This window comes from uncultured Mailhella sp. (assembly GCF_944324615.1).
Taxonomy (GTDB): Bacteria; Desulfobacterota; Desulfovibrionia; order Desulfovibrionales; family Desulfovibrionaceae; genus Mailhella.
This window is the reverse complement of sequence record NZ_CALUWY010000008.1, coordinates 21,380-34,536: the sequence shown is the minus strand read 5'-3', so window position 1 is coordinate 34,536 and position 13,157 is coordinate 21,380. Positions and strand designations below refer to the sequence as shown.

Annotated in this window: 17 protein-coding genes and 1 other RNA gene; 2 read left to right on the top strand and 16 right to left on the bottom strand. The window is 60.4% G+C overall.

The annotated features are described in order from the left end of the window. Positions 1 to 36 precede the first annotated feature (36 nt). From Q0K07_RS03475 to Q0K07_RS03455, 5 genes are all read right to left on the bottom strand, one after another. Positions 37 to 225 carry a 4Fe-4S binding protein gene (locus tag Q0K07_RS03475; RefSeq protein WP_294556466.1) on the bottom strand — a complete coding sequence of 63 codons (189 nt, stop codon included), beginning with the start codon at positions 223 to 225 and terminating at the stop codon, positions 37 to 39. 171 nt (positions 226 to 396) lie between these two features. Then, positions 397 to 1,836 carry a threonine synthase gene (gene thrC / locus Q0K07_RS03470; RefSeq protein WP_294556463.1) on the bottom strand — a complete coding sequence of 480 codons (1,440 nt, stop codon included), beginning with the start codon at positions 1,834 to 1,836 and terminating at the stop codon, positions 397 to 399. Positions 1,837 to 1,930: 94 nt separating this feature from the next. After that, positions 1,931 to 2,722 carry an imidazole glycerol phosphate synthase subunit HisF gene (gene hisF, locus Q0K07_RS03465; protein WP_294556458.1) on the bottom strand — a complete coding sequence of 264 codons (792 nt, stop codon included), beginning with the start codon at positions 2,720 to 2,722 and terminating at the stop codon, positions 1,931 to 1,933. Further along, complete coding sequence (gene hisH, locus Q0K07_RS03460) at positions 2,715 to 3,350, bottom strand: imidazole glycerol phosphate synthase subunit HisH (RefSeq protein ID WP_294556456.1); 636 nt, start codon at positions 3,348 to 3,350, stop codon at positions 2,715 to 2,717. Before hisH ends, hisF begins: the two co-directional genes overlap by 8 nt. A gap of 32 nt (positions 3,351 to 3,382) precedes the next feature. Next, positions 3,383 to 3,562 carry a hypothetical protein gene (locus Q0K07_RS03455; protein ID WP_294556453.1) on the bottom strand — a complete coding sequence of 60 codons (180 nt, stop codon included), beginning with the start codon at positions 3,560 to 3,562 and terminating at the stop codon, positions 3,383 to 3,385. 238 nt (positions 3,563 to 3,800) lie between these two features. Here Q0K07_RS03455 and Q0K07_RS03450 point away from each other — a divergent pair, with 238 nt between their 5' ends. Continuing rightward, positions 3,801 to 4,841: an aspartate-semialdehyde dehydrogenase gene (locus Q0K07_RS03450; protein ID WP_294556450.1), complete on the top strand. Its 1,041-nt coding sequence runs from the start codon at positions 3,801 to 3,803 to the stop codon at positions 4,839 to 4,841. 200 nt (positions 4,842 to 5,041) lie between these two features. On the opposite strand, the gene hisG is transcribed toward Q0K07_RS03450, so the two are convergent. The 11 genes from hisG to Q0K07_RS03395 all read right to left on the bottom strand — a co-directional run bounded on the left by hisG (position 5,042) and on the right by Q0K07_RS03395 (position 12,520). Further along, positions 5,042 to 5,947 (bottom strand): ATP phosphoribosyltransferase, encoded by a 906-nt coding sequence (hisG, locus tag Q0K07_RS03445; RefSeq protein ID WP_294556448.1) that lies wholly within the window; start codon positions 5,945 to 5,947, stop codon positions 5,042 to 5,044. Positions 5,948 to 5,958: 11 nt separating this feature from the next. After that, entirely contained in the window at positions 5,959 to 6,360 is a 402-nt protein-coding gene (gene hisI, locus Q0K07_RS03440) for a phosphoribosyl-AMP cyclohydrolase (RefSeq protein WP_294556446.1), read from the bottom strand. A gap of 65 nt (positions 6,361 to 6,425) precedes the next feature. Continuing rightward, positions 6,426 to 7,988 carry a ribonuclease Y gene (gene rny / locus Q0K07_RS03435; protein ID WP_294556444.1) on the bottom strand — a complete coding sequence of 521 codons (1,563 nt, stop codon included), beginning with the start codon at positions 7,986 to 7,988 and terminating at the stop codon, positions 6,426 to 6,428. Between the two features lie 147 nt (positions 7,989 to 8,135). Beyond that, positions 8,136 to 8,317, bottom strand: a non-coding RNA gene (gene ssrS, locus Q0K07_RS03430) — 6S RNA. Between the two features lie 4 nt (positions 8,318 to 8,321). Beyond that, positions 8,322 to 8,642, bottom strand: coding sequence for a cell division protein ZapA (locus tag Q0K07_RS03425; RefSeq protein WP_294556442.1), 321 nt, complete (start codon positions 8,640 to 8,642; stop codon positions 8,322 to 8,324). Positions 8,643 to 8,657: 15 nt separating this feature from the next. Further along, the gene (locus tag Q0K07_RS03420; RefSeq protein WP_077074015.1) at positions 8,658 to 8,921 is read right to left on the bottom strand and encodes a hypothetical protein; all 264 of its coding nucleotides are present in this window, start codon (positions 8,919 to 8,921) and stop codon (positions 8,658 to 8,660) included. A 797-nt stretch (positions 8,922 to 9,718) separates the two neighbouring features. After that, positions 9,719 to 10,363 carry a redox-sensing transcriptional repressor Rex gene (locus Q0K07_RS03415; RefSeq protein ID WP_077074016.1) on the bottom strand — a complete coding sequence of 215 codons (645 nt, stop codon included), beginning with the start codon at positions 10,361 to 10,363 and terminating at the stop codon, positions 9,719 to 9,721. A 65-nt stretch (positions 10,364 to 10,428) separates the two neighbouring features. After that, positions 10,429 to 10,746, bottom strand: a complete 318-nt coding sequence (gene atpE, locus Q0K07_RS03410) for an ATP synthase F0 subunit C (protein ID WP_294556439.1) — start codon at positions 10,744 to 10,746, stop codon at positions 10,429 to 10,431. Positions 10,747 to 10,811: 65 nt separating this feature from the next. Next, positions 10,812 to 11,537, bottom strand: a complete 726-nt coding sequence (gene atpB / locus Q0K07_RS03405; protein WP_294556437.1) for a F0F1 ATP synthase subunit A — start codon at positions 11,535 to 11,537, stop codon at positions 10,812 to 10,814. Positions 11,538 to 11,565: 28 nt separating this feature from the next. Next, positions 11,566 to 12,000 carry a hypothetical protein gene (locus Q0K07_RS03400; RefSeq protein ID WP_294556435.1) on the bottom strand — a complete coding sequence of 145 codons (435 nt, stop codon included), beginning with the start codon at positions 11,998 to 12,000 and terminating at the stop codon, positions 11,566 to 11,568. After that, on the bottom strand, positions 11,987 to 12,520 hold the full coding sequence (locus Q0K07_RS03395; RefSeq protein WP_294556432.1) for an AtpZ/AtpI family protein: 534 nt from the start codon (positions 12,518 to 12,520) through the stop codon (positions 11,987 to 11,989). The genes Q0K07_RS03400 and Q0K07_RS03395 overlap by 14 nt, the downstream gene beginning before the upstream one ends. Before the next feature lie 172 nt (positions 12,521 to 12,692). On the opposite strand from Q0K07_RS03395, the gene Q0K07_RS03390 reads away from it, so the two are divergent. Then, positions 12,693 to 13,115: a peptidylprolyl isomerase gene (locus tag Q0K07_RS03390; RefSeq protein ID WP_294556429.1), complete on the top strand. Its 423-nt coding sequence runs from the start codon at positions 12,693 to 12,695 to the stop codon at positions 13,113 to 13,115. Positions 13,116 to 13,157 lie beyond the last annotated feature (42 nt).

The following is a 13,157-nucleotide window of genomic DNA, read 5'->3' as shown; positions in this document are numbered from 1 at the left end:
AGGCCGGGCGGGCTGCGCCGCCCTTGAAACCTGCAGTTAGTCTTCTTCGATCACGATGGCGTCGTGTTCGCAAACGCCGGTGCAGGATTCGCAGCCAAGGCATTCTTCAGCGTTCACGGGATCGCTCTTGCCGTCGTGAAGTTCCCACACGGACACGGGGCAGATATCCACGCACTGGCCGCAGCCGACGCACTTGTCAGCGTCAAAAGTAATCTTGTAGCCCATAACAGCCTCCAATGTTCGGCCGAAACAAAGTCCGGCACTAGTTAATAATTCCGAGTTGAGTCGGGATACTTGTCTGGAGTATCCGATGAATGAGGGATAGCCTGTGAACCACACGCTGTCAAGCGGCTTCTCCGGAAACGGCCCGTATCCGGGCTTTTGGAGAAAGCCGCCCTACGCTCTCGCGTTCAGCCCCGCAGCTTCGGCCACGGCAAGGGCGGCGGCCTTCGTGAATTCCTCCGCAGGCATGGCGGCCCGCTCCTCGGCGGTGAGCAGCAGCTTGGGGTGATTCACAAGTTCCGGACGGGCCTTCACGCCGTATTCGGCGGGGAAGGAATCCTCGAAGTACATGTTCTGGAAGCCCGCGAACTTCAGGGCGTGGGCCGTGGAATCGAGGATGCAGAATTCCTCCCTGCCGAGCAGGCCGAGTTCGTCGGCCTTCAGCATGCCCGCAAAGCTTTCCCCGCCCTGCGTGCAGGCGATGTGACCGTGACGGTTGGCAAGAATCATGGAATCCATGATGGCCTGCTCCGTCACCTGCACCACGTCGAAACGGCCGCCCATGGCCTCGAAGCGCTCCACAAGATTCTTCACGCGGGGGAAGGAGACGGGGTTGCCGATCATGGCGGCCTGCGCCACGCTGGGCTGCACGGTCACGGGGTGATATGCACGCTGCTCCTTCGGGGTGCTGTAGTATCTCCACACCGGGTCGGCATGTTCGGACTGCACGCCCACGATGTGGGGCAGTTCCTCAATGATGCCGAGGCGGCGCATCTTCAGGCAGGCGGAAATCATGGAAGTGATGTTGCCCGCGTTGCCGATGGGCATGAACAGGGCCTTGCCCGCCATGTCCCAGCCGTACCACTGGGCCGCTTCGTAGGCATAGGATTCCTGCCCGAGCACACGCCAGCTGTTCTTGGAATTGAGCAGGGCCACGCGGTAATGATCGGCCAGGTATTCCACCACCTTCATGCAGTCGTCGAACACGCCGGGCACTTCCAGCACCTGCGCGCCGGAACCGAGGGGCTGGGAAAGCTGCGCGGGCGTGACCTTGCCGTGAGGCAGAAGCACCACGGTGCGTATGGGCGCGCCCACATAGGCCCCGTACATGGCCGCCGCGGCCGAGGTATCGCCCGTGGAAGCGCAGATGGTGAGCACTTCCTTCCAGCCGTTCCTGCGCACCAGGGACTTCAGATAGCTGTAGGCCCCGGCCATGCCCCTGTCCTTGAACGAGGCGCTCGGGTTCATGCCGTCGTTCTTGTAGGCGAAGCGGCGGCCGACATGCTTCTCAAGCTCGGCGGAAGCCTCGATGATGGGCGTGTCGCCTTCCCCGAGGTACACGATGTCCTCTTCCTCCAGCACGGGAGCCATGAGCTCATAGAAGCGGAACACGCCGCGCAGGGCCGACGTGCGGGTGGCGCGGCGCGCGTCGAAGGTATCGCGCCAGTACTGCGCGCCCTTTTCCTTCATCTCGTCGAAATCAAGATCTTCCAGCAGAAGAACGCCGCCGCAGTCGGGGCAGGTATAAAGAAGGGCGTCCACCGGATGGCGTCGGCCGCAGTTCATGCAGACATATTCCATGCGCGCGCGGCGCGTGGGGAAATCGTGAGACATGTCGTACTCCTCGGATGATGGGCGTATAGGAAGCGGCAAGCATAGACGCTTTGTCCTCCGGCCGCAACCGTTCTGCGCCGGATGGCGGGCGGCTCTACACCTTCCGCACCGGAACGCCGGCCTTTTCCATGTAATCCTTCAATTCCGCAATGGTATACTGACCGTAATGCACGATGGAGGCCACGAGCGCGGCGGAGGCGCCGCCCTTCGTTACCGCATCCACCAGATGCTCAGGGGCTCCCGCGCCGCCCGACGCAATGACGGGAATGGTCACCGCATCGCAGATCATGCGGGTGAGGGTGAGCTCGTAGCCGTCCTTGGTGCCGTCGGCGTCGATGGAGTTGACGCACAGCTCCCCGGCTCCGAGTTCCTCGCAGCGGCGGGCCCAGGCCACGGCGTCGATGCCCATGGGCATGCGGCCGCCGTGTATGACGATTTCATACCCGGAAGGGCATGCCTCGCTCACGCTCACGCGCCTGACGTCCATGCCCACCACCACGGCCTGAGAACCGAAGGCGTCCGCACCGCGGCTGATGAGGAAGGGGTCCTTCACCGCCGCCGAATTCACGGAAACCTTTTCCGCCCCGGCCAGCAGCACGGCGCGCATGTCTTCCACGGAGGAAATGCCCCCGCCCACGGAAAAGGGAATGAAAATGTTGCTCGCCACGCGCTCCACCACGTCGAGGAAAATGCCCCGGGCCTCGCAGGAGGCCGTGATGTCGTAGAAGACGATTTCGTCCGCGCCTTCCTCATAATAGCGGCGGGCCGTTTCCACAGGGTCGCCTATGTCCACGTTGCCCTTGAACTTGATGCCCTTGGTCAGGCGGCCGTTGCGAACGTCGAGACAGGGGATGAGCCTTCTGCTCAGATGGCTTTTCTCAGACACGGGCCCCCTCCCTGCAGTAATGATAGAAATTCGTCAGCAGACGCAGGCCGGGCCTGCCGCTCTTTTCGGGGTGAAACTGCACGGCCCAGAGTCCGGGACGGCCGTACACCGCCGTGAACTCGCACCCGTAACTGCTGGTGGCAATGACCAGTTCCGGGGCCGGTTCGGTGTAGTAGCTGTGCACGAAGTAAAAGCGCGCGTCCTTTTCCACGCCTTCCAGAAGCACCGAGGGGCGCTTCACCTCAAGGGTATTCCAGCCCATGTGCGGAATGCGTATGGGTTCCCCGCCGTCCTTCCATTCCGGCTGGAAGCGGCGGCAGACGCCGGGCAGAATGCCGAGAGCGTCGGTATCGTTCTCCTCGCTGTGTTCCAGAAGAATCTGACAGCCGAGACATATGCCGAGCAGGGGTTTTTCCATGGCCACGGCCTCTCTGAGGACCTTGTCCATGCCGGTGGAGGTGAGCTGGGCCATGGCCTGTCCGGCCGCGCCCACGCCGGGGAAGATCACGCCCTCGGCGGAAAGTATGGTCGACGGGTCGGCCGTGATCTCGGCCGGAACGCCCAGAGCGCGCAGCGCACGAAGAACGCTGGTCTGGTTTCCCGCCTTGTAGTCGAGAATGGCAAGCATCGGGATGACCTTGGTTGAAAATGTCCAAGAGGCTAAAAACTTATGCCGGTCCGCATCTGACTGCCGCCGCCGGAATAGCCGCTCCCCGTGCCGAGCACGGTGGTCATGCTGCCGTCGATCTTCACATCGTCGAGGCGGTCTTCACTCAGGCATCCGGTAAGACAACATGCGAACAGGAGCGTAACCGCCAACGGGAAAAGGAATATTCTCATGTCGCGTCCTCCTGCGGACATCATAACCAAGACGTAAAACAGCGCAAGCCCTTCTTTCCCGGGGACGAAAAAAACGGCTTATCACACCAACTTACTGATTTTACTTATACTCCCTTTCAAAACTTAAAGAAAAAGAACGCATGGCTTGACATGTGTGCGCGGCGGGTGCAAAGATCCGTTTTACAATAATGCAAAACTTGCGATTTTGCGCAAGTTTGGAACAGGAGAGATTCCCGCCATGAAAAAGTCCCTTAATGTTGCAGTGTGCGGCGCAACAGGCGCCGTCGGCCGTGAGATGCTGAAAACCCTCGCCGAACGCCGTTTCCCCTGCGCCTCCATTACCGCCCTCGCGTCCGCCCGTTCCGCCGGAACCAGAGTTCCCTTCGGAGACGATGAAATCACGGTCAAGGAACTGACGAAGGACTCTTTCAAGGGCATTGATCTTGCCATCTTCTCCGCCGGCGGCAGTGTTTCCACCGAGTTCGCTCCCCACGCCGTGGCCGCCGGCTGCGTGGTGGTGGACAACTCCAGCGCCTGGCGCATGGATGAGCGCTGCCCTCTGGTGATTCCCGAAGTGAACCCCGAAGACCTGGAAAAGCACAACGGCATCATCGCCAACCCCAACTGCTCCACCATTCAGATGCTGGTGGCCCTGAAGCCCCTGCATGACGCCGCCGTCATCAAGCGCATTGTCGTGACCACCATGCAGGCCGTGAGCGGCACGGGCAAGAAGGGCATCGACGAGCTGGAAACCCAGGTGCGCCGCCTCTTCAACATGCAGGACATCGAACCCAAGGCCTATCCTCATCAGATCGCCTTCAACTGCCTGCCCCACATCGACGTCTTCCAGGAAAACGAATACACCAAGGAAGAAATGAAGATGGTGAACGAAACGCACAAGATGCTCGATCCGAACATCCGCGTGACGGCCACCTGCGTGCGCGTGCCCGTGTTCTACGGCCATTCCGAATCCGTGAACATCGAAACGGAAAAGAAGCTCACCGCCGCTCAGGCCCGCGTCATTCTTTCTCAGGCTCCCGGCGTGCAGGTCGTCGACAACCCCCGCGCCAACCTCTACCCCCTGGCCGTGGACGCCGCCGGTGAGGACGACGTGTTCGTCGGCCGCATCCGCGAGGATGAAAGCTGCGAAAACGCCCTGAACCTGTGGATCGTGGCCGACAACGTGCGCAAGGGCGCGGCCCTCAACGCCGTGCAGATCGCCGAGGAACTCATGAAGCGCGATCTTGTCTCCGTGGCCAACCCCGGCATGTTCCTGTAATTCTTCCCCGCATCATGCAAAAAAGGCCGCCGCTTCCCCCGAAGCGGCGGCCTTTTTCATATTGTTCTGAAAAAACCGGGAGCCTTCCGCACTTCGCGCCTTTCACAGCACGCAGCTCTGCCTGAGAGCGCCCCGGAACGAAAAAAGCCGGAGCACGGCGAAAAACGCCATGCCCCGGCTCCTGTTGCCGATGAAAAAAACTAGATGACCTTGTTGAGGCTGTATTCCAGGATGCCTTCGGCACCCATCTCATGCAGCTGAGGAATAAGATCGCGCACCACATGCGTATCCACCACGGTTTCCAGGGAAACCCAGGCCGGATCGCGCAGGGCGGCCACGGTGGGGGAATTCAGGGCGGGCAGCAGGCCGAGAATGGCATCCAGTCTGGCGGTGGGAGCGTTCATCTTGAGGCAGACAAAGCTTTCCGCCCTGAGCGCGCCCTGCAGAAGCAGGTCGATCTGCTCGATCTTGTGACGGCTTTCCGGGTCGTTCCACACCGCGCGGTTGGCAATGAGCACGGTATTGCTGGCCATGACCTCGTCGATGACGCGCAGACCGTGGGCGCGTATGGTGGTTTCCGTTTCCGTCACTTCCACAATGGCGTCGGCCAGCCCTTCCACGACCTTGGCTTCGGTGGCGCCCCAGGAATAGTTGATCTGGACGGGCACGCCCTTTTCCTCAAAATAACGACGGCTCACGCCCACAAGTTCCGTGGAGATGCGCCTGCCCTCAAGATCGGCCGCGCACTGGTAGGGGGAATCGCCGGCCACGGCCAGCACCCAGCGGGCCTTGCGGTTGGAAACCTTGGAGTACACCAGGTCGGAAATCACCACCACGGGCGCGTCGCTGTCTTCCTTGCCGCCGTAGGAAACGCCGCGTTCCTCCAGCCAGTCCTTGCCGGTGAGCGCCACGTCGAGAATGCCGTTCTGGATGTATTCGGGGATTTCCTGAACGCGGCACAGTCTGGCCGTCAGTTCCGGGTCGTTGATGTCGGGAAAATAGTTGCGGACATGCTTATGGATTTTCCATCCGGCCCTGTCGAAAAGGGCGATGGTGGCTTCTTCCAGGGAACCTTTGGGGATACCGAGCTTGAGCTGAGATTTCATGCTGTGAGCCTCTACTTCTTGTACACTTCTGCGGGATCGAAAACCTGAGGGGAACAGATGGACACTTCCCCGCTGCCGGGAGTGATCCGCCGGTAAAAACAGCTTCTTCTGCCGGTGTGGCAGGCGGAACCGCCCACCTGCTCTATTTCCAGCACCACGGCGTCGGAATCGCAGTCCAGACGTATGGCCGAAACCTTCTGCACGTTGCCGGAGCTTTCCCCCTTGTGCCACAGCTTCTGACGGCTGCGGCTCCAGTAATGCGCCTCACCGGTGGCGAGGGTGGCTTCCCATGCCTCGCGGTTCATCCAGGCCAGCATCAGCACTTCGCCGGTGGCGGCATCCTGGGCGACGGCGGCCACAAGGCCTCCGGATTTGGAAAAATCGGGCGTAAAATCGGAAGGGGTGTAGAACATGAAGGTATCCTTATGGAGCTGAGAACGGGAACAGTATGCCTCCCGTTCATGACGGCGATATGACGCTACTTGGCAAAACCCACGGCGCGGCGTTCGCGGATGACCGTGACGCGGATCTGGCCGGGGTAGGTGAGATTTTCCTCGATCTTGGCGGAAATGTCCTTGCAGAGCAGGTAGGTGCTGTCGTCGTCCACATTGTCGGAATTGACGATGACGCGAAGCTCGCGCCCTGCCTGAATGGCGTAGGACTTGGCCACGCCTTCAAAGGAATCGGCAATGTTCTCCAGATCCTCAAGGCGCTTGACGTAGTTTTCCAGCAGTTCCTTGCGCGCGCCGGGACGTGCGCCGGAGAGGGAGTCGGCAGCCTGCACGAGCACGGCAAGTGCCGTTTCGGGATGCACGTCCTCATGGTGGGCGGCGATGGCATGGACGATATCCTTGCCTTCGCCGTATTTCTTGGCGATGTCGGCGCCGATGAGGGCATGGGAACCTTCCACCTCATGGTCCACGGCCTTGCCGATGTCGTGCAGCAGGCCCGCGCGCTTGGCGCGCTTGATGTCCATGCCGAGTTCAGCGGCCATCATGCCGCAGAGGGCGGAAACTTCCAGCGAATGCTGAAGCACGTTCTGCGTGAAGCTCGTGCGGTACTTGAGCTGGCCGAGCAGACGGATGATGTCGGGGTTGATGCCGTGCACGCCCGCGTCGAAGGTGGCCTGTTCGCCCACCTCGCGGATCTGCACTTCCAGTTCCTGCTCGCACTTGTGCACGATGTCCTCGATGCGGGCGGGGTGGATGCGGCCGTCCTGAATGAGGCGCTCCAGCGCCATGCGGGCCACCTGACGGCGTATGGGGCTGTAGGCGGAAAGAATGACGGTTTCCGGCGTGTCGTCAATGATGAGATCCACGCCCGTGGCCGCTTCCAGAGCACGGATGTTGCGGCCCTCGCGGCCGATGATGCGGCCCTTCATGTCCTCGCTGGGCAGGGTGACGGCCGTCACCGTCTGTTCGCCCACATAGTCGCCGGCATAGCGCTGTATGGCGCAGGCCAGAATTTCCTTGGCCTTGCGGTCCGCCGTTTCCCGGGCTTCCGTTTCAATGACGCGCATCATCTTCGCGGCTTCATGGCGCGTGCGGGATTCTATTTCCTCGAACAGGCGGGACTTGGCTTCCTCCGCCGTCAGGCCGGAAACTTCCTGCAGACGGCGTTCCTGCTCGTCGAGGGTGGCTTCCACCTGCTGTTCCTTTTCGGCCAGCACGCGCTCACGCTGCGTCTGCTCCTTTTCCTGGGCGAGAATGTCGTGCTCCTTCTGCGTGATGCGCTCCATCTTCTCTTCCATGCGGTCGCTGATGTCCTGGAGCTTCTTCTCACGGTTCTTGAGGGCGCGTTCCTGATCCTTGCATTCCACCTCGAAGGCGTGCTTCTGGCTGAAGATCTCGTTCTGCCCCTGGAGCAGAATCTCCTTCTTCTGCGCCTGCGCTTCCTTGCGCGCTTCTTCCACAATGCGCTGAGCCAGTTCGTTGGCTTCGCCGATGCGTTTGGTGGTCACATGCCGCTGTATGAAGACGCCGAGGAGCGCACCGGCCACAAGGCTGACCAGCGCGAAGGCGTAATAAATGATGTCATCCATGGTAGTTCCTGTGATATGTTGACGGGCAACGCCCGATACTGTCCGCACGGCGCAGGGCACGACGGATTCTGCGCGGCTCACGCCGCGCTCCAGCATTGGATTGTCGGAAGCCCGCCGTAGAGGCGGGCAAGATACGGAAGAAGGAAAAAAGAACCCGGGATGCCGTGAAAAGCTGCTGGCACGAGACCTTGTGGTCTCCAAGTGGGCGCCTGTCCGAAACTTCAGGCTGCCCGCACACAGCGGGTATGCACACCATTTCGGAGACTGGCTCCCTGCTAACGCTAGTGAGGCCGGCGCAAGCTAGCTCCCCACGCACATCCCAGGGAATATGGGCTACCGGGAAAGAGGTTCTGTCCCCTTTTCGGCGGGTTGCTCCGTCCCGCCTTCGCCCGGCGTGTTTTCCTTCAAACTCTGCAGAAGCTCATCCAGCCGGGAATCCGCCCGACTGGTACGCTCCCGCAGTTCCAGCAGGTCGTCCGCCATGCTGAGAAGAAGCATGGCCATCAACCTGTCTCTGCCGTACTGGCCGCCCTGCGCCTTTACCTTGCCGTATCGTTCCTCCACATACTCTCTGGCCTTTTCCACCCTGTCGGGATCGGCCTCGGTACGAAAGGCGACGTGCGTTTCGCAAAGGTCAAGATGGTAACTGTGCATGGCGGCCGCCTGCCATTAGCCGTTCTGCTGCTGTTCCGCGGCAGGAAGCGTGCTCTGGATACGGCTGATAAGTTCGTCGACTCGGTTGCAGGCTTCGTCGCGCACGCTGCGTTCACGGTTGAGCTGCTCCTGAAGCTCTTCGGAGGCCATCTGCCCCAGTTCCAGATCTTCACGGAGACGCTTGCCTTCCTCACGGAGCTGATGATTTTCCTCGCGGAGGCGATCCAGTTCCTGAATGAGGCCATCTATACGCTGAGCCAGCAGATCCAACTTTTCCATAATTCTTCTATCTCCTTGAAGAACCGGGGCGGAAACGGCACGCCGGTTCAGAGCATTTTTGTACATGCCGGACTTCTCCGGCCTTTCTTCTCAGGGGCGCGGGAAACATGAATATGACGGCTATGTTTCCTCTTGTGCCCTTTCCTTATTGATAAGCTATGGAGGCCGGATGAGCAAGTAGCTAGAACGCCCATTATCGACAAACTTCGCAGAAAAAACAAAAAAGAATCGGCTCGCTTCAGCGTGTAGGGGGCCGCGGGTCCCTCCCTGCCGGAGGGAGGCGGAAAAGGGCCTTCACTGCCCTGAAAAAGGAGCGGAAAAGCCCGTAACGGCAAAAATCATCATGAGAGCCGGAAAATCTCATGCTCCGGCAGGAAAAAGGGAACAAAAACGCGCCTCTCTGCCGCTGAACGGGTCGCGCACGGCCCGGCCGGAGCCGCCGCGTCCCTTCCATGCCCCTCCCGGAATATGGCGGAAGGCTCCTGCAAAAGCGCCGGGGGAAAACGCCTTTTCCCCGCAGGATCTGCCGCTTTTTCCCGGGCCCGTCCCCGTGGGGACGGAGAGGCCTGGCCGGACGGCACACAGGGAAGGCATGCCGGAAAAACGGGAGGAAGACGGCCTGCCCGCCCGCTTCACGCCGTGAAACCGTTTTTCCGGCCTTTTCACAGGCCCTTTCCGCCCCAGCAGGGCCATCTTCTGCGCTTCTGCGATGCGCCCCCGAGAAAAAACGCACAGAACAGAAAAGGCCGTCCGTCTTTCGACGGGCGGCCCTGACAGGCTGTCTTCTGCACCGGCGCCTAGCGCTGCTTGGTGGAGATATTGAACGTCAGAGAATAGATCTGATGGAAGAAGTTGACGTATTCCACGAACACATGATCCGGCACGGTGATGCGCGCGGCGGAATAGTTCAGAATACCCTTGATGCCGGCGTCCACAAGCTGCGTGGCCGCGCGCTGGGCGCGTTCCGGCGGCACGGTGATGATGCCGATTTCAATGCCGAGTTCGGGCACCTTCTCCATAAGCGTCTTGGTGCAGTAAACTTCCAGGCCGTAGAGCTTTTCACCGATCTTGAAGGGGTCGCAGTCGAAGGCGCCCACGATGGTGAAGCCGTGGCGGCGAAATTCCTGGTAATTGAGCAGAGCCCTGCCCATGTTGCCCACGCCCACGAGGGCGGCGCGCCATTCGCGGTTGGCGTTGAGGCAGGCTTTGATGACTTCCAGCAAATAAGACACATAATAGCCTACGCCGCGAACGCCGAATTCGCCGAAGTAGGCAAGATCCTTACGAACCTGAGAGGCGTTGACGTCGCACGCCCGGGACAGGGGTTCGGAAGAAATGACCTGGACGCCATCCTTGTCCATGGCTTCAAGAACCTGAAGATAGGTGGCGAGCCGCTGAATGGTAGCGCGGGGGATATGTTCGTATTTGGGAGTCTGGTTCATGTTTTTTGCCGGTTAAAAGAATAAGGGGCGGAAAGGAATATATCCTCCCCGCCCGATAAATGCAACTACATCTTCACGAAGAGCAGGATAAGCGCCACGAGAAGGGCATAGATGACCAGGGATTCGATGAAGGCGAGGCCCAGGATGAGGGACTGGGAGATCTTGCCGGAAGCATCGGGGTTGCGGGCGATGCCTTCGCAGGCGGCCTTGATGGCGGAACCCTGACCGAGAGCGCCGCCGGTAGCGGCGAGGCCGATGCCGAGAGCGATGCCGGCGGCGGCGAGGCCGAAGCTGCTGGAGGCTTCACCGTCGGCGGCGAAGGCAACGGCGGCGACAGCGAGGAGCATGAGGGTGGTCAGCGTGGTGAGGAAAATCTTGCGCATGGTAAAACTCCATTACAATTATGAATGTTGAGGCCGTAAGGCCATTCCCCCAGGATTGCGGCGGCTTAGTGGGCGTGTTCCAGAGAGCCCTGAATGTAGATCATGGAAAGGATGAACAGGATGAAGGCCTGCAGCACCTTGCCGAGCAGGAACAGGAAGTACATGGGCACCGTGCCGAGAAGCACGCCGATGTAGATGCTCGCACCGAAGCCGAAGAAGATGATGAGCGTCATTTCTTCGGCGAAGATGTTGCCGAAAAGACGCAGAGACATGGAAAGCGGACGGGCCAGATGGGAAATGATCTCAATGGGGAACATCAGGGGAATCAGCGGCTTGCTGGAACCCGTGAAGTGGTGGATATACCCGAATCCCCAGGTACGGATGCCCACATAGTTGTAATAGATGAACACGCACAGCGCGATGGAGATGGTGGTGTTCAGATTGGCGGTGGGGGCGTCGCAGCCGGGCACGAGACCCAGCAGGTTCATGGTCAGCACATAGATGAAGATGGAGGCCAGCAGGGGCACATAGCGGCGGCCCTTCTCCTCGCCGAGGTTGGAAAGGATGAACTTCTCCAGTCCGTCCACGAGAACCTCGAAAAAGAGCTGAAGACGGCCGGGAACAGTGCTGATGTTTCTGCGGAGCACAAGCCCGGTGACAAGCAGAATGGCCATGCCGAGCCAGGTGAAGAACACATACTTGGTCTCGATGGTCATGCCCGCGACCGTGATTTCATCCATGTGGAAAACGGTCGAAAGCAGAAGAGGGTGCGCCAGTCCAGATGCAGCCATGGAAACCTCCTGTATGTGCCCAGGCTATTCAGTACCGGAATATCAGAGATGCCGGTATGACGATGATCGCCGAGGAAAGACCCGCCGCAAGCGCGGCCGGACTCGCCTGAAAAACGACTAATGCTATATACACGAAAATTCCTGTAATGAAAAGCCTCAATTGCGTTCTGATGAGCAGACCTTTTTTCACAATGCGGCTGCTCGCCTCCCCCCTTTTATCCTCCTCGGGGATGACCGCGGGCAGAGCCCTCTGGATAAAAAGGGCAAGAGTATAAAAATTCCAGAAGGATAGCATTGCCATCACCCCGGCCCAGAAAAGGTGCGTACCCCACGGAAGGGCGGCGATTCCGGCAATAAGAAGGCCCAGGGAAAAGAAAAAAAGATTTCTCACGGCACCGCGCAGAGGAGCATGTACGAAGCCCCTGCGCCAGAGCCGGCGATCCGCTTGTTCAATTATGTTCATGCTGCTTTCCTGCGCCGGAATGCTTCCCGTCTGCGGCCTCCTCAAGTGCCCGGCGTATGGCCTCGAAGGATTCTTCGGGATCATCCGGTTCCCCGTCTCCGGGGACGGCCGTTCCGGCGAGGATGGAGGCTACGGCATCCTCCTTTTTGTCCGCTTCCTCTCCCTGCGGCGCGGCATCGGCGTAAAAGGCCCTGCGGGCGCTCTTTCCCGCATCGGCGGGACGGGCCTTTTCCCGTTCCGCGCGTTCCCTTTCCCGACGGGCCTTTTCCTCCGCGTCTCTCTCGGCGTTCTTTTTCTCAAGATACCGGGCATCCAGCCACACGTTGCGGAAGCCTGCGGCCAGACCGAGCAGAAGCCCCACGCCCGACGCCACGGGCCAGGAACCGAGCCACTCATCCACAAGCCAGCCCAGGCCGCCCCCCACCACGGGGCCGGAAACCATGTGCAGCCCCATGGTGCTTGCCGTGCCGAGAAGGCTGAACTGCCCCGGCTGTGCGCCGTCTTTCTTTTCCGGTGTCATACCGCAGGCCTCCATCCATTAAATGCGCTTGGAGTTGGACGATCTCTGTGTTAGGTATCGTCCTGTGCCGATGCCGTCAATCCGAAAGCTCCTTTTCCGGTGCACCGTCTCCGCCCGTTCCGGGCAGCGGCACGCGCGCGTTCCCTTTCAACACTCTTCCCCAGAGGTTCCCATGCCCATTAAACCCGGCGACACTGTTTCTGTCCATTATGTTGGCACCCTGAACGACGGTTCCGAGTTCGACCGTTCCCGCGAGGGCAGCCCCCTGCGCTTCAAGGTCGGCTCCGGCCAGGTCATCCCCGGCTTCGACAAGGCCGTGACGGGCCATGAAGTCGGCGACAAGTTCTCCGTGACCATTCCCGCGGCGGAAGCCTATGGCGCCAGGCAGGAGCAGCTTCTTTTCCCCGTGCCCCTGGAGCAGGTGCCGCCGACCATCAAGCCGCAGGTCGGCATGATGCTCCATGTCTCCACCGATCAGGGGGAACTGGAAGTGACCATCTGCGAAGTGAACGACAAGCATATCGTCCTCGACGCCAACCACCCCATGGCAGGCAAGGATCTCACCTTCGCCCTGGAAGTGGTTTCCATAGACTGATCCCGGGGCGGAAAGCCCTCCCACTCACAGCCGAAAGGCCCG